Origin of the sequence: Mesorhizobium sp. M0077 (assembly GCF_040322955.1) — a bacterium.
Lineage (GTDB): Bacteria > Pseudomonadota > Alphaproteobacteria > Rhizobiales > Rhizobiaceae > Mesorhizobium.
This window is the reverse complement of the sequence record NZ_JAMYUL010000034.1, coordinates 1-2,654: the sequence shown is the minus strand read 5'-3', so window position 1 is coordinate 2,654 and position 2,654 is coordinate 1. Positions and strand designations below refer to the sequence as shown.

General features: G+C 53.2%; 1 rRNA gene. It reads right to left on the bottom strand.

Going from position 1 to position 2,654, the window contains the following annotated elements:
• Positions 1-25: 25 nt before the first annotated feature.
• Positions 26-2,654 (bottom strand): 23S ribosomal RNA (locus NKJ57_RS30775); the annotation flags it as partial.

The following is a 2,654-nucleotide window of genomic DNA, read 5'->3' as shown; positions in this document are numbered from 1 at the left end:
TTCACGATGAGCATAAGGAATGAGAACGATCAAGCCGATCGAACTATTAGTACCGGTAAGCTTCAAGCGTTGCCGCTCTTCCACACCCGGCCTATCAACGTGGTCGTCTTCCACGGTTCTCAGGGAATACTCGTTTTAAGGTGGGTTTCCCGCTTAGATGCCTTCAGCGGTTATCCCGTCCGGATATAGCTACCCTGCTATGCGGCTGGCGCCACAACAGGTCCACCAGAGATCCGTCCATCCCGGTCCTCTCGTACTAGGGACAGATCCTTTCAATATTCCTACACCCACGGCAGATAGGGACCGAACTGTCTCACGACGTTCTGAACCCAACTCACGTACCGCTTTAAATGGCGAACAGCCATACCCTTGGGACCTGCTCCAGCCCCAGGATGCGATGAGTCGACATCGAGGTGCCAAACAACCCCGTCGATATGGACTCTTGGGGGTCATCAGCCTGTTATCCCCGGCGTACCTTTTATCCGTTGAGCGATGGCCCTTCCACGCGGGACCACCGGATCACTATGACCGACTTTCGTCTCTGCTCGACTTGTCAGTCTCGCAGTCAGGCAGGCTTATGCCATTGCACTCAGCGAACGATTTCCGACCGTTCTGAGCCCACCATCGCGCGCCTCCGTTACTCTTTAGGAGGCGACCGCCCCAGTCAAACTACCCACCATACATTGTCCCGGACCCGGATAACGGGCCGCGGTTAGACATCCATAGTAATAAGGGTGGTATTTCAAGGGTGGCTCCACCTGAGCTGGCGCCCAGGTTTCAAAGCCTACCACCTATCCTACACATGCCACTACGAATGCCAATGTAAAGCTATAGTAAAGGTGCACGGGGTCTTTCCGTCTAACCGCAGGAACCCCGCATCTTCACGGGGAATTCAATTTCACTGAGTCTATGCTGGAGACAGCGGGGAAGTCGTTACGCCATTCGTGCAGGTCGGAACTTACCCGACAAGGAATTTCGCTACCTTAGGACCGTTATAGTTACGGCCGCCGTTTACTGGGGCTTCGATTCAGAGCTTGCACCCCTCCTCTTAACCTTCCAGCACCGGGCAGGCGTCAGACCCTATACGTCGTCTTGCGACTTCGCAGAGCCCTGTGTTTTTGATAAACAGTCGCTACCCCCTGGTCTGTGCCACCCTCCTCTACTTGCGTAGAAAAGGGTCACGCTTCTTCCGAAGTTACGCGTGCAATTTGCCGAGTTCCTTCAGCATAGTTCTCTCAAGCGCCTTGGTATACTCTACCTGACCACCAGTGTCGGTTTCGGGTACGGTTTATAAGGAGGAGCTATTTCCTGGAACCGCTCCGCTGCCCGTTCAATCCGATAAGATTGGACAACTTGTGCGATCCGTCACTACCTCCAAGCCCACGAATATTAACGTGGTTCCCATCGACTACGCGTTTCCGCCTCGTCTTAGGGGCCGGCTAACCCTGCTCAGATTAGCTTTAAGCAGGAACCCTTGGTCTTTCGGCGGGGGAGTCTCTCACTCCCCTTACGTTACTCATGTCAGCATTCGCACTTCTGATACCTCCACCACCCCTCACGGGTATGGCTTCGTCAGCTTACAGAACGCTCCGCTACCGCTTGGCCCTTGCGGACCAAACCCTAAGCTTCGGTGTATGGCTTTAGCCCCGTTACATTTTCGGCGCAAAGACCCTTATTTAGACCAGTGAGCTGTTACGCTTTCTTTAAATGATGGCTGCTTCTAAGCCAACATCCTGGTTGTTTTGGGATCCTCACATCCTTTCCCACTTAGCCATAACTTGGGGACCTTAGCTGTAGGTCAGGGTTGTTTCCCTTTTCACGACGGACGTTAGCACCCGCCGTGTGTCTGCCGACTAGTACTCCCAGGTATTCGGAGTTTGGTTAGGTTTGGTAATCCGGTGAGGACCCCTAGCCCATCCAGTGCTCTACCCCCTGGGGTATTCGGTCGACGCTCTACCTAAATAGATTTCGCGGAGAACCAGCTATTTCCGAGTTTGATTGGCCTTTCACCCCTAGCCACAAGTCATCCCGAACTATTGCAACAGTTATGGGTTCGGTCCTCCAGTAAGTGTTACCTTACCTTCAACCTGCTCATGGCTAGATCACTCGGTTTCGGGTCTAATGCGACGAACTGAACGCCCTGTTCAGACTCGCTTTCGCTGCGCCTACACCTAGCGGTTTAAGCTTGCTCGTCACACTAAGTCGCTGACCCATTATACAAAAGGTACGTGGTGACCCTTGCGGGCTCCCACTGTTTGTAGGCAATCGGTTTCAGGTACTCTTTCACTCCCCTTGTCGGGGTGCTTTTCACCTTTCCCTCACGGTACTAGTTCGCTATCGGTCATGCACGAGTACTTAGGCTTGGAAGGTGGTCCTCCCAATTTCAGACAGGATTTCACGTGTCCCGCCTTACTCGAGGACGATTGATTGCATTACGCGTACGGGGCTGTCACCCACTATGGCCCTACTTTCCAGAAGGTTCCGCTTGTCTCTCAATCGCCACTGGCCTGGTCCGGGTTCGCTCGCCACTACTTCCGGAGTCTCGGTTGATGTCCTTTCCTACGGGTACTTAGATGTTTCAGTTCCCCGCGTTCGCCACTTTATCCCTATGTATTCAGGATAAGTTACCTATTATCGATACTTGGAAACCACAG